The 15,402-nt window shown below is 71.3% G+C and carries 16 protein-coding genes; 9 read left to right on the top strand and 7 right to left on the bottom strand.

The window, feature by feature from the left end; genetic code table 11:
• Positions 1-7: 7 nt before the first annotated feature.
• Together ABXJ52_RS29810 and ABXJ52_RS29815 are read right to left on the bottom strand one after the other, a co-directional pair.
• Complete coding sequence (locus ABXJ52_RS29810; RefSeq protein WP_367046100.1) at positions 8-733, bottom strand: ABC transporter ATP-binding protein; 726 nt, start codon at positions 731-733, stop codon at positions 8-10.
• Complete coding sequence (locus ABXJ52_RS29815; protein ID WP_367046102.1) at positions 730-1,839, bottom strand: FtsX-like permease family protein; 1,110 nt, start codon at positions 1,837-1,839, stop codon at positions 730-732. The genes ABXJ52_RS29810 and ABXJ52_RS29815 overlap by 4 nt, the downstream gene beginning before the upstream one ends.
• A 135-nt stretch (positions 1,840-1,974) precedes the next feature.
• On the opposite strand from ABXJ52_RS29815, the gene ABXJ52_RS29820 reads away from it, so the two are divergent.
• Together ABXJ52_RS29820 and ABXJ52_RS29825 are read left to right on the top strand one after the other, a co-directional pair.
• Positions 1,975-3,198, top strand: a complete 1,224-nt coding sequence (locus tag ABXJ52_RS29820; protein ID WP_367046104.1) for a sensor histidine kinase — start codon at positions 1,975-1,977, stop codon at positions 3,196-3,198.
• 8 nt (positions 3,199-3,206) lie between these two features.
• Positions 3,207-3,875, top strand: a complete 669-nt coding sequence (locus ABXJ52_RS29825; protein WP_367049371.1) for a response regulator transcription factor — start codon at positions 3,207-3,209, stop codon at positions 3,873-3,875.
• 39 nt (positions 3,876-3,914) lie between these two features.
• On the opposite strand, the gene ABXJ52_RS29830 is transcribed toward ABXJ52_RS29825, so the two are convergent.
• Positions 3,915-4,730 carry an IclR family transcriptional regulator gene (locus tag ABXJ52_RS29830; RefSeq protein ID WP_367046106.1) on the bottom strand — a complete coding sequence of 272 codons (816 nt, stop codon included), beginning with the start codon at positions 4,728-4,730 and terminating at the stop codon, positions 3,915-3,917.
• A gap of 393 nt (positions 4,731-5,123) precedes the next feature.
• On the opposite strand from ABXJ52_RS29830, the gene allB reads away from it, so the two are divergent.
• Entirely contained in the window at positions 5,124-6,458 is a 1,335-nt protein-coding gene (gene allB, locus ABXJ52_RS29835) for an allantoinase AllB (RefSeq protein WP_367046108.1), read from the top strand.
• A 5-nt stretch (positions 6,459-6,463) separates the two neighbouring features.
• On the top strand, positions 6,464-7,579 hold the full coding sequence (gene alc / locus ABXJ52_RS29840; protein WP_367046110.1) for an allantoicase: 1,116 nt from the start codon (positions 6,464-6,466) through the stop codon (positions 7,577-7,579).
• A 125-nt stretch (positions 7,580-7,704) separates the two neighbouring features.
• On the opposite strand, the gene ABXJ52_RS29845 is transcribed toward alc, so the two are convergent.
• Positions 7,705-8,445 (bottom strand): SDR family oxidoreductase, encoded by a 741-nt coding sequence (locus tag ABXJ52_RS29845; RefSeq protein ID WP_367046112.1) that lies wholly within the window; start codon positions 8,443-8,445, stop codon positions 7,705-7,707.
• Positions 8,446-8,636: 191 nt separating this feature from the next.
• Between ABXJ52_RS29845 and ABXJ52_RS29850 the strand changes: the two genes are divergently transcribed.
• From ABXJ52_RS29850 to ABXJ52_RS29860, 3 genes are all read left to right on the top strand, one after another.
• Entirely contained in the window at positions 8,637-9,551 is a 915-nt protein-coding gene (locus ABXJ52_RS29850) for a DMT family transporter (protein ID WP_367046114.1), read from the top strand.
• A 65-nt stretch (positions 9,552-9,616) separates the two neighbouring features.
• Positions 9,617-10,012 (top strand): hypothetical protein, encoded by a 396-nt coding sequence (locus ABXJ52_RS29855; protein ID WP_367046116.1) that lies wholly within the window; start codon positions 9,617-9,619, stop codon positions 10,010-10,012.
• A 125-nt stretch (positions 10,013-10,137) separates the two neighbouring features.
• Positions 10,138-10,566: a ribonuclease gene (locus ABXJ52_RS29860; RefSeq protein ID WP_367046118.1), complete on the top strand. Its 429-nt coding sequence runs from the start codon at positions 10,138-10,140 to the stop codon at positions 10,564-10,566.
• Positions 10,567-10,613: 47 nt separating this feature from the next.
• Here ABXJ52_RS29860 and ABXJ52_RS29865 read toward each other — a convergent pair whose 3' ends face one another.
• Positions 10,614-10,820: a hypothetical protein gene (locus ABXJ52_RS29865; protein WP_367046120.1), complete on the bottom strand. Its 207-nt coding sequence runs from the start codon at positions 10,818-10,820 to the stop codon at positions 10,614-10,616.
• A 159-nt stretch (positions 10,821-10,979) separates the two neighbouring features.
• Between ABXJ52_RS29865 and ABXJ52_RS29870 the strand changes: the two genes are divergently transcribed.
• Both ABXJ52_RS29870 and ABXJ52_RS29875 read left to right on the top strand, forming a co-directional pair.
• The gene (locus ABXJ52_RS29870; RefSeq protein ID WP_367046123.1) at positions 10,980-12,254 is read left to right on the top strand and encodes a histidine kinase; all 1,275 of its coding nucleotides are present in this window, start codon (positions 10,980-10,982) and stop codon (positions 12,252-12,254) included.
• A gap of 65 nt (positions 12,255-12,319) precedes the next feature.
• Complete coding sequence (locus ABXJ52_RS29875) at positions 12,320-12,991, top strand: response regulator transcription factor (RefSeq protein ID WP_367046125.1); 672 nt, start codon at positions 12,320-12,322, stop codon at positions 12,989-12,991.
• Between the two features lie 40 nt (positions 12,992-13,031).
• Here ABXJ52_RS29875 and ABXJ52_RS29880 read toward each other — a convergent pair whose 3' ends face one another.
• The gene (locus ABXJ52_RS29880) at positions 13,032-14,051 is read right to left on the bottom strand and encodes a Gfo/Idh/MocA family oxidoreductase (protein ID WP_367046128.1); all 1,020 of its coding nucleotides are present in this window, start codon (positions 14,049-14,051) and stop codon (positions 13,032-13,034) included.
• Positions 14,052-14,419: 368 nt separating this feature from the next.
• Entirely contained in the window at positions 14,420-15,211 is a 792-nt protein-coding gene (locus ABXJ52_RS29885) for a hypothetical protein (protein ID WP_367046130.1), read from the bottom strand.
• Between the last annotated feature and the right edge of the window lie 191 nt (positions 15,212-15,402).

The raw sequence follows: 15,402 nt of genomic DNA on the forward strand, positions 1-15,402 counted from the left end.
GGGGCCGTCAAACACCGGACGCCTCGCCGATGCCCACCCTCCCGTCGACCAACCCCACCACCCGGTCGGCGACAGCCAACCGCGCGCGGTCGTGCGTGACCAGGACCGTCGCCGTCCCCCACTCCCGCGTGAGCCGGGCCAGCAGATCGAGGACCGCCGCGCCCCGCTCGTGGTCCAGGGCGCTGGTCGGTTCATCCACCAGGAGCACCTCGGGTGCGTTCATCAACGCCCGTGCGATGCCGACCCGTTGCCGCTGTCCGCCCGACAGCTGGTGCGGGCGGCGATGCGTGAGGGACGCCAGGCCCACCGTGTCCAGCAGCTCCCGAGCCCGCTCCCGAGCCGCCGCCCGAGCTCGCTTCCGCCCCCGCTGACGCACTTCGCCCGCGCGCCCACCCCCCTCCAGGCGCGCCATCAGCTCCACCTGCTCCAGCGCCGTCAGCGACGCCAGCAGGTTCGGCTGCTGGAAGACGATCCCCATCCGCCTCCGCCGCAACTCCGCCCGCTCGGCCGCCGAAAGGGCCCCCGTCTCCGTACCTCCGACCAGCACCCGCCCCCGGTCAGGAGACACCAGCGTCGCCGCCACCGCGAGCAGGCTGGACTTACCGGAACCGGAGGGGCCGACGACCGCCGTCATCGTCCCGGCGGGGACCTCGAGGCTGACGCCGTCCAGCGCCGTGAGCCTGCCCTCACCATCCGGATACGTCAGCGTGATGTCTTCGAGGAACAGACTCATCGGGCACTCCCCAGCGCGGTCAGCGGATCTACGGCGGTGATCCGCCGTACGGACAGGCCCGCGCCCAACGCCCCGAGGGCGATCATCACGGCGGCGGGCCACAACACGGTCGGCGGATCGAGTACGAACGGGACGTCGCCGCCGCTGATCGCGGCGCCCACCACCGCCGCGATCCCCGTCCCCAGGGCCGTACCGGCCGCCAGTATCAGCACGGCCTGGCCCAGAGCGTCCCTGAGCAGATACGGCGTCGACGCGCCGAGCGCCTTCAACACCGCGATGTCACCGGCGCGTTGGATGGTCCACACGGTGAAGAACGCTCCTATGACGAGCGCGGAGATGACGAAGAGGAAACCGCGCATGAGCTGCAGCGAACCGTTCTCCGCCTGGTAGGAACCGATGGCCGTGAGCGCGCCGTCGAGGGACTTCGTCTCCGTGCCCGCGGCCTCGTCCCCGGCCGCGAGGTCGGCCCCGCCGCCGGTCCGCAGCGCGATGACCGTGGCCTGCTCGTCCATCGACGTACCCCGGTGACCGAGCCCCTGCCAGTCGTCGAGGACGGTCCACACGACGGGCGTGTGGCTGTACGAGGCGTCCGAAGCGACCCGCGCCACCCGCTCCTCGACCCCGCTTCCCCTCCCGCTCCCGCTTCCGCTTCCGCCGAGCCGCACCGTGTCCCCGGGGCCGACCCCGAGGTCAGTCGCCGCCTTCTCGGAGAGCACGGCCTCGCCCGGCGCGATGCCGGCCGGGGCGATACCGGAGTCCGGCTCGACGCCGAAGGCGGACACCGCGGCCGAGCGGTCGCCCGCGGTGGCGTTGAGGGTGCTGATGCCGATGGGCTCGGCGGACCGTACGCCGGGCTGCTCCGCCCAGGTCCGCCAGGCGCGCTCCTCCACCCGGGAGTTGGTGAAGGAGACGGACTGGCCGGACGGTGGCGCGGCGAAGGCGATGCGGTCGGCCGGGAGGCCGGTGATCGCGGAGGTGTTCTCCCTGGCGAGCCCGGCGGTGAGCCCGGAAAGCAGCCCCACGAGCAGAGTGATGAGCACGACGACGGCTCCCATCAGGGCGAACCGCCCCTTGGCGAACCGAAGGTCTCTCCATGCGACGAACATGCCCCCACCCTCCGTCCACGCCCGCCCTCACGGCATCGCGCCACAGCACGCTTCACCCGAATCGAAGGGGGGAGTCCGAGCTCAACCTTTCGGTTGACGGAAGCGGGGGCGGCTGCGCCTACGCTGGAGGGTCCGATGAACACCTCCACCGAGCCGCCACCCTCGCCCCGGGCGGGGCAGCCGCCCTCGTCCCGGACCACCCCCGTCACCCTCACCCTGCGCCTGTGCCTGCACGCGCTCCTCGCGGGGCTGCTCGCGCTCGCCGTCGTGCGGGCCGTGGCCGACGGGGCGCCGCACGGTGGTGCCGTCGTGGCAGTGGCGGTCGCGATGGGCGGTGTCTACGCGGCGGGCACGCTCAGTCCCGCCGTGGCGCGGTCGCGGCGCGCGGCGGCGGTATGGCTCGCGGCGCTCGGTGTGTGCTGGGTGGCGCTGCTCGTGCTGTCGCCGGACGGGCTGTGGACGGCCTTCCCCCTCTACTTCCTGCAACTGCATCTGCTGCCCGTGCGCTGGGCCCTGCCCGCCGTCGCGCTGACCGCCGCTGCCGCCATCGCCAGTTTCGTGGCGCACGGCTCCGCACTCTCGCCCGGCAGCTTCATCGGACCGCTGCTCGGCGCGGCCGTGGCGGTCGCCACCGTGCTCGGGTACGAGGCGCTGTACCGGGAGAGCGAGCGGCGGCGGCAGCTGATCGACGAACTCATGGCCACGCGGGCCGAACTCGCGGCGGCCGAGCGGACCGCGGGCACCCTCGCCGAGCGCGAGCGTCTCGCGCGCGAGATCCACGACACGCTCGCCCAGGGGCTCTCCTCGATCCAGCTCCTGCTGCGTGCCGCGCAACGCGCGCTGCCCGCGGGCTCGCCCGCCGCCCCGCACATCGAGCAGGCGCGTGCCGCGGCGCAGGACAACCTCGCCGAAGCACGTCGCTTCGTACGTGCCCTCAGCCCGCCCGACCTGGAGCGCGGCTCGCTGGCCGGAGCCCTCGAACGGCTCTCCGCGTCCCCCGGAGCCGAGGTCGACGTCAAGTTCACGGTGAGCGGCAAGCCCGCCGAACTCCCCACCCCGTACGAGGTCACCCTGCTCCGCACCGCCCAGTCCGCCCTGGCCAACACGTTGCAGCACGCGGGCGCTGAACGCGCTGAGATCACCCTGAGCTTCATGGACACGTCGGTGTCCCTGGACGTCGTCGACGACGGGCGCGGTTTCGACCCGGCGTCGGCGCCCCGCGGGGACGGGGGTTTCGGGCTGCTCGCGATGCGGGCGAGGGCCCGGTCCCTCGGCGGGACGCTGAGCGTGGAGTCGGCGCCGGGCCAGGGGACGGCCGTCGCGGTCAAGCTGCCGCTCCCGACGGAGGCCGCGCTGTGAGCCCCGGGGTGCCGGAGGCTGCGGGCGCCGGGGTAGGAGAGCCCGTCCGGCTGCTTCTCGCTGACGACCATCCCGTCGTACGCGCCGGGCTGCGCGCGGTGCTCGACACTGAGCCCGGCCTCGCCGTGGCGGGGGAGGCGGCGACGGCCGAGGCCGCGGTGTCGCTCGCCGCGGCCGGTGGGTTCGACGTCGTACTGATGGATCTTCAGTTCGGAGCGGGGATGCACGGGGCGCAGGCCACGGCCGCGATCACCGCGGAGCCCGGCGCGCCGCGGGTACTCGTCCTGACGACGTACGACACGGACGCCGACATCCTCGCCGCGGTCGAGGCGGGGGCCGCGGGATATCTCCTGAAGGACGCGCCGCCGGAGGAGCTGGCCGCGGCGGTGCGGACCGCGGCCGCGGGGCAGTCCGCGCTCGCGCCCGCGATCGCCCATCGGCTGATGGACCGGATGCGGGCGCCCGGGGAGGCCCTGTCCGCGCGGGAGTTGGAGGTGCTCAGGCTGGTGCGGGAGGGCCTGTCGAACCTGCAGATCAGCAAGCGGCTCTTCCTGAGCCAGGCCACCGTCAAGTCCCATCTGGTGCACATCTACGCGAAGTTGGGCGTCGAATCGCGTACGGCCGCCGTGGCGGTGGCGACGGGCCGGGGGCTGATCCGGGGCGGCGCCGGTCAGTAGCCGACCACGTGAGTCGCCCACATGCCCCGACGCCCGTGGTTACGCCGCCGGACCCGAACTGGCCAGCGCGGCGCTCAGCTCCACCGCCACTTCCTGCAGCACCGGCACGATCTTCTCCACCGCGGCCTCGGTCACCCGGCCCGCCGGACCGGAGATCGAGATGGCCGCCGCCGTGGGGGAGTTGGGGACCGACACGGCGAGGCAGCGCACCCCCATCTCCTGTTCGTTGTCGTCGACCGCGTAGCCCGCGCCGCGGACCACCTCGAGCGCGTCGAGGAAACCCTCCGGCGTGGTGATCGTCTTCTCCGTGGCGGAGGGCATCCCGGTGCGGGAGAGCAGGGCCCGCACCTCCTCCGGCGGGGTGTGGGCGAGGAGAGCCTTGCCGACGCCCGTGGAGTGGGGCAGGACCCGGCGGCCCACCTCGGTGAACATGCGCATGGAGTGCTTGGACGGCACCTGTGCGACGTAGACGATCTCGTCCCCGTCGAGCAGCGCCATGTTCGCGGTCTCGCCGGTCTCCTCGACCAGGCGCGCGAGGTAGGGGCGCGCCCAGGTGCCGAGAAGGCGCGAGGCGGATTCGCCGAGGCGGATCAGACGCGGGCCCAGGGAGTAGCGGCGGTTGGGCTGCTGACGTACGTAGCCGCAGGCGACCAGCGTGCGCATCAGGCGGTGGATCGTGGGCAGCGGCAGGCCGCTGCTCGCGGAGAGCTCGCTCAGGCCGACCTCGCCGCCGGCGTCCGCCATCCGTTCGAGGAGGTCGAAGGCGCGCTCGAGGGACTGGACACCACCGCTGGCAGCGGGCGGCTTGGAGGCGGCGACTTCGGTGGAGGCGTCGCTGGCGCTTGACGTCGGCACGGCGCAGTCCTTTCGGGGCTGACGGGCAAGGCAGCAGCCTACCGGGCGGTTCCTCGCGAGGTCCCTTCGCGGCTCTGGCTTCCGAGCCGGTCAGGGCTGCTCAGGGACCGGTCGGGGAGCCTTTGTCCGCTTCTCCGCCGACACCCCCGGTGATCGTTCGACGGCCCGGTTGTGCGTAGCTACGTTCTGGCCTGTGGAATTCTAATTCCACTTTGTGGAAACGTCCAGAGTGCTCCAGGTGACCTCTTGACGGTTCGGGATCGGCCGTGAAGACTCATTCAACAGAACGTTGAATTCCGTTTAGCGGAAACGAATGGTCTGTGTAGCGGAAAAGAACGAACACACAGACGACAGTGAACGCACAAGCAACAGCGAAGAGAGGGCGTTGAGGACGTGGACGTAGAACTGGTGCTGCGCTCGACTCGCGTGATCACCCCGCAGGGAACCCGCCCCGCGTCGGTCACGGTCTCCGGGGGGAAGATCGCGGCCGTGCTCGCACACGACGCCGACGTACCGGCGGGAGTCAGGGTCGAGGACTTCGGTGACGACGTCCTGCTGCCCGGCCTCGTCGACACGCACGTCCATGTGAACGACCCGGGCCGCACGGAGTGGGAGGGCTTCTGGACCGCCACCCGCGCCGCCGCCGCCGGTGGCATCACCACCCTCGTCGACATGCCGCTCAACTCCCTGCCGCCGACCACCACCGTCGACAACCTGCGCACGAAGCAGGACGTGGCCCGCACCAAGGCGCACATCGACGTCGGCTTCTGGGGCGGCGCCCTGCCCGACAACGTCGGCGACCTCAAGCCCCTGCACGACGCCGGTGTCTACGGCTTCAAGTGCTTCCTCTCGCCGTCCGGCGTGGACGAGTTCCCGCACCTGGACCAGGACCGTCTCGCCACCTCCATGGCGGAGATCGCGGGCTTCGGCGGACTGCTCATCGTGCACGCCGAGGACCCGCACGAGCTGGACGCGGCCCCGCACAAGAGCGGCCCCAAGTACACGGACTACCTGGAGACCCGGCCGCGCGTCTCCGAGGACGCCGCGATCGAGGGCCTCATCGGGCTCGCCAAGCGGCTCGGCGCCCGTATCCACGTACTGCACCTGTCGTCGTCGAACGCGCTGCCCCTGATCGCCGCCGCCAAGCGCGAGGGCGTCAAGGTCACCGTCGAGACCTGCCCGCACTACCTCACGCTCACCGCGGAGGAAGTCCCGGACGGTGCCAGCGAGTTCAAGTGCTGCCCGCCCATCCGCGAGGCCGCCAACCAGGATCTGCTCTGGGACGCGCTCGCCGACGGCACCATCGACTGCATCGTGACGGACCACTCGCCGTCCACCGCCGACCTCAAGACCGACGACTTCGCGACCGCGTGGGGCGGCATCTCCGGCCTCCAGCTGAGCCTCCCCGCGATCTGGACCGAGGCCCGCAAGCGCGGCCACAGCCTCGAGGACGTGGTGCGCTGGATGTCGACGCGCACCTCCGAACTGGTCGGACTCGACCAGAAGGGCGCCATCGAGGCCGGCCGCGACGCCGACTTCGCGGTCCTCGCGCCCGACGAGACCTTCACCGTGGACCCCGCGGCGCTGCAGCACCGGAACCGAGTCACGGCGTACGCGGGCAAGACCCTCAGCGGCGTCGTGAAGTCCACCTGGCTGCGCGGCGAACGCATTCTGCACGGCGGCGAGTTCAGTGAACCCGCAGGCCGACTTCTGGAAAGGAAGAACTGATCACCGTGACGGCGATACCCACCTTCACCGGCGACGCCAGCCCCTACGGCGGCGGCGACCCCTACGCGGACTACCGCACCGCGGACTTCCCCTTCACGCAGTACGCCAACCTCGCCGACCGGCAGCTCGGCGCCGGTGTGATCGCCGCCAACGACGAGTTCTTCGCGATGCGCGAGAACCTGCTCCTCGACCACGCCGCCGTGTTCGACCCGGAGCACTTCGGCCACAAGGGCAAGGTCATGGACGGCTGGGAGACCCGCCGCCGCCGTGGTGTCTCCGGCCAGCACCCGTGGCCGACCGCCGACGACCACGACTGGGCCCTGGTCCGCCTCGGCGCCCCCGGCGTCGTACGCGGCATCGTCATCGACACCGCCCACTTCCGCGGCAACTACCCGCAGGCCGTGTCCGTCGAGGGCACGAGCGTGGACGGTTCGCCGACCCCCGAAGAGCTCCTCGCGGACGACGTGAAGTGGACGACTCTCGTGCCGCGTACGGCAGTTGGCGGCCACGCGGCCAACGGCTTCGCCGTCGACATCGAGCAGCGCTTCACGCACCTGCGCGTCAACCAGCACCCGGACGGCGGCATCGCGCGCCTCCGCGTCTACGGTGAAGTCATCGCCGACCCCAAGTGGCTCGCGGCGCTCGGCACGTTCGACGTCGTCGCCCTGGAGAACGGCGGCCAGGTGGAGGACGCGTCCGACCGCTTCTACTCCCCGGCCACCAACACCATCCAGCCGGGCCGCTCCCGCAAGATGGACGACGGCTGGGAGACCCGCCGCCGCCGCGACAACGGCAACGACTGGATCCGCTACCAGCTGGTGCAGCAGTCCGAGATCCGCGTCGTCGAGATCGACACCGCGTACCTGAAGGGCAACTCGGCGGGCTGGGCGGCGCTTTCGGTCCGTGACGGCGAGAGTGGCGAGTGGGTCGAGGCGCTGCCCCGCACCCGGCTGCAGCCCGACACCAACCACCGCTTCGTCCTGGACGCCCCGGTCGTCGGCACGCACGTGCGCATCGACATCTTCCCGGACGGCGGCATCTCGCGGCTGCACCTCTTCGGTTCGCTGACCGAGGCGGGCGCGAGCCGCCTGGCGGCACGCCACCAGGAGCTGGGCGGCTGATCAGCTTTGGCCGAAGCCCTCGAGCGAGCTTCGGCTGAAGCCCCCGAAGAACGTGGGGCGCACCGGGTGGACAGCCCCGGTGCGCCCCATACCCATGCCCGCGAACCCCTGCCCGCGATCCTCGGCTAGGCGGTGTACCCGCCGTCGACCACGAGCTCCGCGCCCGTGATGAACGCGGCGTCCTCCCCGGCGAGGTAGGCGACGAGCGAGGCCACCTCGTCGGCGGAGCCGAAGCGGGCCAGCGCGGTCGCCGCCCTCTGCGGCTCGGCGAACGGCCCGTCGGCCGGGTTCATGTCCGTGTCGATCGCGCCCGGGTGGACCACGTTCACGGTGATCCCGCGCCCGGCGAGCTCCCGCGCCAGGGGCTTCGTCATGCCGGTGAGGGCCGCCTTGCTCATCGCGTAGAGCGTGCCGCCGCCTCCACCCGAGTACCGGGCGAGCGCCGAGCCGGTCGAGATGATCCGGCCCCCGTCGGCCAGCCTGCCGGCCGCCGCCTGCGAGGCCAGGAAGACCGAACGTACGTTGATGTCGAGCACCCGGTCGACGTCCGAGAGCGCCAAGTCCCCTATGGGCCCGAGGACTCCGATCCCCGCGTTGTTCACCAGGACGTCGAGCCGGCCCAGGTCGTCGGCCGCGCGCTCCACCGCGCCCGCCGCGTCACCGGGGTCGGCGGCGTCGGCCCTGATGGCGAACCCGCGCCGCCCCGTCGACTCGATCTTGGCCACGACGTCGAGAGCCGCGGCCTCCTCCTTGACGTAGGTGATGGCCACGTCCGCACCATCCTGAGCGAGCCGCAGAGCGATCGCCGCGCCCATGCCGCGGCTGCCGCCGGTGACGAGTGCGGTCTTGCCGGTCAGAGAAGACATGTCAGTGCCTCGTTCGCGTAGATAAGGGGCGATTCGCCCGAGAAGTTCCGTGGGTTCAATGAAAGCGGGCTGCCTCCGCCGTCGCTGGCGGGAAATGGACACCGATTTCCCGCCGGAGCGGATACGGTGATCGCCCCGCGTGAGAGCCGCCGAAGTCTCCACACCGCCCCACCTGTTGGAGACCGCGCCCCGTGTCGACGCTCACCGCTCCCGCCGCGCCCGCAGCGCGCCGCGCCTGGCTCACCGATCTGCCCGTCCTGCTCGTGGCCGTGGTCTGGGGCGCCAGCTATCTCGCGGCGAAGGGCATCACGACGACACACACGGTCGTCGCGGTCCTGGTCCTGCGGTTCGCCGTCGTGCTGCCGGCACTCGTGGTGGCCGGATGGCGAGGCCTTCGCGCGCTGACGGTGCCGCAGTGGCGCGGAGCGGGAGCGCTCGGCCTCGTCCTGAGCGGGATCTTCCTCCTGGAGGCCTATGGCGTCGTCCACACATCGGCGACCAACGCGGGCCTCATCATCAGCCTCACCATGATCTTCACCCCGCTCGCCGAGGCCGCGGTGACGCGGAGGAGGCCGCCGCGCGCCTTCCTCGCGGCGGCGGGGCTCTCCGTGCTCGGCGTGGTCCTGCTGACTCAGGGCGGCGGTTTCACGCAGCCGTCCGTGGGCGACGGCCTGATGCTTCTCGCCGCGCTCGCCCGCACGGTGCACGTCCTCGCGATGTCCAGGATCAAGGCGCTCAAGGACGCCGACGACGCCGCGTCTCTGCCGCTCACCACCGTCCAACTGGGCTCCGCCGTCTTGGTGTTCGCGGTGCTGGCCGCCGCGGGAACGGGCGTGTCGCCCTGGTCCGTCGCAGTGGATTTCGGTCCGCGCGAGTGGGCGGGGCTGCTCTTCCTCTCCGTGTTCTGCACGCTCTTCGCCTTCTTCGTGCAGATGTGGGCGGTACATCGGACCTCGCCCTCACGGGTGAGCCTGCTGCTCGGCACGGAGCCGCTGTGGGCGGCCGCCGTGGGGATCGCGGTGGGCGGGGAGCGGCTCGGGGTGGTGGGTCTGGTGGGTGGTGTGCTGGTCCTGGTGGGGACCAGTTGGGGCCGCGGGGTGCGGTGATACGTTCCGTGGTCGATCAGCCAGGAGATCGGTCAGCCAGCAGGTCGATCCACCAGGGGGAGCCCGTGAACGAGTATTTCGAGCAGGATTTCGCCGCGGGCGCGGAGAAGCGCCGTATCTGGGGCGGGGTGCTCTTCCTCGCCGCGGGGGTCATCTGGGCCGTGCTCGCCTGGCAGTTGATGGTGCCGTTCAGTGAAGAGGACGACGACTCGTCCAGCAGTCGCAAGTGCCAGTCGGTGCTCTTCTACGAGGGGGACGCCCCGACATGGCAGGACTCCACCTGGGAGGACTGCCGCGCCCAGCGCCGCTGGCCCGAGATGCTGGGCTGGCTGGGACTCTCCGTGCCGCTGTCGGTGGCCGGCGCGGTGCTCTACACCGGCGGGACCACCAGCCTGCGGATGCGTGAGTACATGGCGCAGCACCGCATAGCTGCCGCGAAGAGCGCCGCGCGCAAGGACTGACGGCGGCGAGCCGGCGGCGAACATGCGGCCAACCGGCGGCGTGCCGACGCCACTTGGTTAACTCCCGGAAAATTCACCGCACTTGACGTTGACACGCCAACCTCTACGCGCGTCACACTGGTCGCATGCGAATCCCCCCACGAATCGTGAGCGTCACCGCCCTCGCCGCCGCCCTGTTCGTCGGCGCCCCCGTCGCCGCCTCCGCGAGCGCGGCCCCCGACCACCACGCCCCCGTGTCGACGGCGTACTCCGTCACCGCCGTCGCCGCCGTCGGCGACATCTGCTACTCCGCGCTGCCCGCCCAGGCGCACGACACCCTGGACCTGATCGAGGCGGGCGGCCCCTACCCCTATCCGCAGGACGGCACCGTCTTCCAGAACAGGGAAGGCATCCTGCCCTCGCAGGGCTCCGGGTACTACCACGAGTACACCGTGAAGACGCCGGGCTCACCGGACCGCGGCGCCCGCCGCATCGTGACCGGTGAGGAGAACCAGGAGGACTACTACACCGCCGACCACTACGAGTCCTTCGACCTGGTCGACTACGCCTGCTGAGGCCGCTGCGGCCCCCCGTGACCGCAGCGACCCCGGATCAGCAGGCACTAGCGGGTCTTCCGGCTCTGCGCGACGGCGAACAGCGCGAGCGCGAGCACGATCAGCGTGACGCCCGCGTAGACCTCGTAGCCGTCGAGGAACCCGATCCGCCGCACGAGACCCCAGCCGCTCAGCCGGCCGGTCAGCTCGTGCACCAGGGCGGCCACGCCCTGGACGAGGAAAAGGAATCCGAAGACCTCAAGTACCTGCTTCATACCGGAGAGCCTCGCTCCGTGGACCCCCCACGCACATCGGCCACGGGGTGAGGCTTCTTCCTCCTCACCCCCTCCGAAAGTCTCCGCCTGCGCGACTTTGGTAGACGATCACGTCCGTACGGCGCCCTGCGCCCTCGGCAGTGCGTAGATTTGTCGACCATGAGCGGCAATGAGCCCCTGCGTGTTCCCCCGGCGCCCCCGGCCCTCTTGGCCAGGCGCTCATGGGCGCTGCCCTCGGCCGTCGCCGCCGAGTTCGACCCGGAACGCGGGCCGCGCAAAGGCGGACGCAGGCCCCGCCGGACAGCCCGCGACTGGGTGGTCGACTTCGCCTGCTTCGGTGTGGCCGTCGTCATCGGCATGGTGGGCGCGGACGCGGTCGGCAAGAACCCGAACGTCTCGCCCGGCATCGCCGAGGCCGACCAGCTGATCGGCGCGCTCGCCTGCGCCGCCGTCTGGCTGCGCAGACGCTGGCCGGTCGGGCTCGCGGTCGCCATGGTGCTGGTCAGCCTGGCCTCGGACACCGCGGGCGGCGCCGCCGCCATCGCGCTGTTCACCCTCGCGGTGCACCGGCCCTTCCGGTACGTCGGCTGGATCGGCGGGGTCTCGATCGCCGTGGTTCCGTTCATCTACTGGCTGCGTCCCGACGCCGACCTGCCGTATCTCGTCACCGTCCTCGTCGGTGTGCTGATCAACGCCTCCGTCATCGGCTGGGGCATGTTCGTGCGCTCTCGCCGCCAGCTCCTGCTGAGCCTGCGCGACCGCGCGATCCGCGCCGAGAACGAGGCAACGCTCCGCGCCGAGCAGGCCCAGCGCCTGGCCCGCGAGTCCATCGCCCGGGAGATGCACGACGTGCTCGCCCACCGTCTCACCCTGCTCAGCGTGCACGCGGGCGCCCTGGAGTTCCGCCCGGACGCGCCCCGCGAGGAGATCGTCCGCGCCGCCGGTGTCATCCGCGAGAGCGCCCACGAAGCGCTGCAGGACCTGCGCGAGGTGATCGGCGTCCTGCGTGGCGGTGGCGAGGACGGGGAGGCATCGGGCCGGCCACAGCCCACCCTCGCCGCGCTGGAGACCCTGGTCGCCGAGTCACGCGACGCGGGCATGAAGGTCGCGCTCGACCACCGGGTCGCCGAACTGGCGGCGGTGCCCGCCGCCGTAGGCCGCACCGCCTACCGCATCGCCCAGGAGGGTTTGACCAACGCCCGCAAGCACGCCCCGGGCGCCGAGGTGACCGTCCTGGTGTCCGGCGCCCCCGGCGAAGGCCTCACCCTGTCGGTGCGCAACCCGCCGCCGCCCGGCGACGTGCCGAAGGTCCCCGGTTCCGGCCAGGGACTGATCGGCCTCACGGAACGGGCCACGCTGGCGGGCGGCCGCATCGAACACGGCTCTGCTGCGGACGGCGGCTTCCGCGTCGACGCGTGGCTGCCATGGGACTGACCGCACCGGGCGCGACGGCGAACTCCGAGCGCAACAGTGCGGTCCCGTCTCGTTACTGTGGGGCCATGAACCCGATCCGCGTGCTTCTCGTCGACGACGACCCGCTGGTCCGCGCCGGTCTGTCCTTCATGATGGGCGGCGCGGACGACATCGAGATCGTCGGTGAGGCGGCGGACGGCTCCCACGTGGCACCGCTGATCGGCGAGCTCCGCCCCGACGTCGTCCTGATGGACATCCGCATGCCCACCATGGACGGCCTCGCGGCGACGGAGGCCCTGCGCAAGCGCCCCGACGCCCCCGAGGTCATCGTCCTCACCACCTTCCACGCCGACGAACAGGTGCTACGGGCCCTGCGGGCCGGGGCCGCCGGGTTCGTGCTCAAGGACACCCCGCCCGCCGAGATCGTCGCGGCGGTACGGGCGGTCGCGGCGGGGGAGCCGGTGCTCTCGCCCACGGTGACGCAGCAGCTGATCACGCAGGTGACGGGGGTCAATCCCCAACAGGGGCGTCGCGAGCGGGCGTTGGAGCGGCTCGCGCTGCTGGGGGAGCGGGAGAGGGAGGTGGCGGTCGCGGTGGGCCGGGGCGCGTCGAACGCGGACATCGCGGCTGAGCTCTTCCTGAGCGTGGCCACCGTCAAGGCCCACGTCTCCCGCGTCCTGACGAAGCTGGACCTCAACAACCGGGTGCAGATCGCGCTGTTGGCCCATGACGCGGGGCTGCTGGACGGCGTGGAGTGACCCGCTGAGCGGGCCGAAGTGCCCCTACGGGCCGGGGGGATCAGCCGTCCGCGACCTCCGTCATCCTCACCAACCGGCCTTCCCTGCGCGACAGTTCACACGCCTCCGCGATCCGCAGCGCCGCCAGCGCCTCCCGCCCGTCGCAGGGGTTCGCCCGCTCTCCCCGTACGACATCCACGAACGCGGCGAGCTCCGCCTCGTACGCGGGGGTGAAGCGTTCGAGGAAGCCGGGCCACGGCTTCTCGGGCGGTGGCGGGCCGGACGGTTCCACGGACGACAGCGGAGTGCGGTCGTCGAAGCCGACCGCGATCTGGTCGTCTTCCCCGGCCAGTTCCATGCGTACGTCGTAGCCGGCGCCGTTGCAGCGCGTGGCCGTCGCCGTGGCGAGCGTGCCGTCGTCCAGGGTGAGGACCGCCGCGGCGGTGTCGACGTCGCCCGCGTCACGGAACATCGACGGCCCGGCGTCCGAACCGGTCGCGTACACCTCGGTCACCTCGCGGCCCGTCACCCACCGCAGCATGTCGAAGTCATGGACGAGGCAGTCGCGGTAGAGGCCGCCGGAGAGCGGGAGATACGCGGCCGGCGGCGGCGCGGGGTCGGAGGTGATCGCCCGGACCGTGTGCAGCCGCCCGAGCCGCCCCGACCGCACGGCCTCGCGCGCCGCCGCGTACCCCGCGTCGAACCTGCGCTGGAAGCCCAGCTGGAGCACCGTGCCCGCGGCCTCGACCTCCGCGAGCGCGGCGAGAGTACCCGGCAGATCGAGGGCGATGGGCTTCTCACAGAACACCGGCAGGCCCGCGCGCGCCGCCTTGCCGATCAGCTCGGCGTGCGCGGCGGTCGCCGCGGTGATCACCACCGCGTCCATGGCCCCCGACCGGCCCTTCCCCGTGAGGACGTCGTCCACCGAGGCCGCGGACGCCGCGCCGATCCGCGCCGCGAGCCCGGCCGCGCGCCCCGCGTCGGCATCGGCGACGACCAGCGCGTCCACCTCGGGATGCCGCTGCAGAGCCGCGGAGTGAAATGTGCCGATACGACCCGTCCCGATCAATCCGATGCGCATGAACCCCACCCTCGCCACGGCTCGCGGTCCTGTCAATCCTTTGTCCGGACAATAGAACTTCAGAGATAGTGGCTTCCGCTTCCGTGATCAAGGAGGACATCCGGGATCGCAGCAAGTCAGCGCCGAATCAGTGCAGGTCAGAGGCATACAAACGGAGGGGTGCGAGCCGTTGCCGAACGGAGTTCTTACCTGGTCATTCCCCGGCTTTCCCTGGCTGTCGTCAGCGTTCTGTCCCCCGGCGGTCCCCCGCGATGTCCCCCTGCAAGGAGCTCTGGCGCTTCCAGCCAACGTGCCTGTTCAAAACCCCAGGTGACTGGTCCCTCGGCAATCGACTGACTACCGGTCCGGGTTCGTGGGCGGCATCGGACTTAGGCGGGGCCGGTCAGCCAGGCCGTCGACGGTCCGTCCTTGCTGTCGAAAGCCACCCGGTGGAAGTCCTCCAACGAAATGCCGGAGTGTCCGGGCCGTACCGTCCCGTCGTATACGGAGTCGGAGACGCATAGCGCGAAACCGTCGTCGCGTTCGCGCGATGCGGTCCGCAGGAACTCAGCGTCCAACAGACGGCAGGCGCGGTTGAGGTCGGAGCCGATCCAGCCGTCGAGTTCGTCGACTGCCACGTGTCCTGTTGAGAGCACTACTCGCAGCCTGATCTGTGCCGAGCTCGCGGTCATTCGATTCACCGCCCGCAGTTGCACCGGCACCTCGGTGAGCAGGGTACGGAGGAGCGCGATCAGCGAGGCTTCGGCGGCGATCAGCTCCATGACTGAGTCTCCGCGGTCGGCACGTTGGTGTTGGGTCTCGTCGATTCCTGAGGCGGTCAGTACGCGGTCGACGATGCCGTAGAGCGTGCGGCGCAGGTGGCGTTGCTCGACGTCGTCGCGGTCGCTGTATTGCGCGATGTCGAGCAGGAGGAGGGTGCGGCTCACGGGGGCCGTCGTGATGGGAGCCGACGACGTTGCTGGGCGCTGTCCCGCTGTGGCTGCCCGCATCCAGAGGGCATGCATGGGTTCCAGCTGCTGCTCGGCAATGACGACGGGTGCCATGGACGAGAGGATCTCAATGAGCGCATCGACGACTCGCCATCGAGGAAGGCGAGGGCTGCTGAAGGCATCGTGGATCGAGCTTCGAGAGATTCCCGCGTCCCGCAGGTTCCGGGTCATCTCCGCAAGGCTGGGGAGGCCAGCCAGGAGGTGCAAGTGGTGGAGGGTGTCGTTGAACTCGCGGTGCTCACGGCCAGTCAGATCCGGCTTGTGGAATACCCCTGGTCGCCCCATGCTCGCCCTCCGTCCAAGACCGTCCAACAGCATGGCATCTCAGCTGATCCCAGAGGATGGCATCCATAGATGTTCAG

Source organism: Streptomyces sp. Je 1-332 (genome assembly GCF_040730185.1).
Classification (GTDB): domain Bacteria; phylum Actinomycetota; class Actinomycetes; order Streptomycetales; family Streptomycetaceae; genus Streptomyces.

Excerpts from the sequence above, each read along its gene's own strand:
- ABXJ52_RS29870 (WP_367046123.1), top strand. The coding sequence starts at position 10,980 with ATGAGCGGCAATGAGCCCCTGCGTGTTCCCCCGGCGCCCCCGGCCCTC.
- ABXJ52_RS29810 (WP_367046100.1), bottom strand. The coding sequence starts at position 733 with ATGAGTCTGTTCCTCGAAGACATCACGCTGACGTATCCGGATGGTGAG.
- ABXJ52_RS29860 (WP_367046118.1), top strand. The coding sequence starts at position 10,138 with ATGCGAATCCCCCCACGAATCGTGAGCGTCACCGCCCTCGCCGCCGCC.
- ABXJ52_RS29815 (WP_367046102.1), bottom strand. The coding sequence starts at position 1,839 with ATGTTCGTCGCATGGAGAGACCTTCGGTTCGCCAAGGGGCGGTTCGCC.
- ABXJ52_RS29820 (WP_367046104.1), top strand. The coding sequence starts at position 1,975 with ATGAACACCTCCACCGAGCCGCCACCCTCGCCCCGGGCGGGGCAGCCG.
- ABXJ52_RS29885 (WP_367046130.1), bottom strand. The coding sequence starts at position 15,211 with ATGACCCGGAACCTGCGGGACGCGGGAATCTCTCGAAGCTCGATCCAC.
- ABXJ52_RS29865 (WP_367046120.1), bottom strand. The coding sequence starts at position 10,820 with ATGAAGCAGGTACTTGAGGTCTTCGGATTCCTTTTCCTCGTCCAGGGC.
- ABXJ52_RS29845 (WP_367046112.1), bottom strand. The coding sequence starts at position 8,445 with ATGTCTTCTCTGACCGGCAAGACCGCACTCGTCACCGGCGGCAGCCGC.
- ABXJ52_RS29880 (WP_367046128.1), bottom strand. The coding sequence starts at position 14,051 with ATGCGCATCGGATTGATCGGGACGGGTCGTATCGGCACATTTCACTCC.
- ABXJ52_RS29875 (WP_367046125.1), top strand. The coding sequence starts at position 12,320 with ATGAACCCGATCCGCGTGCTTCTCGTCGACGACGACCCGCTGGTCCGC.